General features: G+C 72.1%; 1 protein-coding gene. It reads left to right on the top strand.

Annotated features, from left to right (window positions below; all coding sequences use genetic code 11):
* Positions 1 to 359: LPS export ABC transporter periplasmic protein LptC (gene lptC, locus A612_RS09125; protein ID WP_019374190.1), on the top strand; the 359-nt coding region annotated here is incomplete at both ends.

Here is a 359-nt window from a genome sequence, read left to right as displayed (position 1 = left end):
CTGTACCTGCCGGTGCTGCTGATGGGGCTCTTGGCGCTGGGCAGCTGGTGGCTGGTGCGCAACGCCCCCCGGCCCCTGGAGATGCAGGCCGGGCAGCCGCCGCGCCACGAGCCAGACTACTACATGCGCGACTTCTCCGTGCGCAGCTTTGATGCCGCGGGGCGGCTGACGGGCGAGCTGCGCGGCGCCCTGGTGCAGCACTACCCGGACACCGATACGCTGGAAGTGGAGGAGGCGCGCATGCGCTCGGTGGCCGAGGATGGCAGCGTGACTACGGCGCGCGCGCGCCGTGCCCTGAGCAATGCCGATGGCTCCGAGGTGCAGCTGTTCGGCCAGGCCCGGGTGGTGCGCGAGGTCGC

The organism is Melaminivora alkalimesophila (genome assembly GCF_000282995.1).
Lineage (GTDB): Bacteria > Pseudomonadota > Gammaproteobacteria > Burkholderiales > Burkholderiaceae_C > Melaminivora > Melaminivora alkalimesophila.
This window is presented reverse-complemented; position numbering and strand designations above follow the sequence as displayed.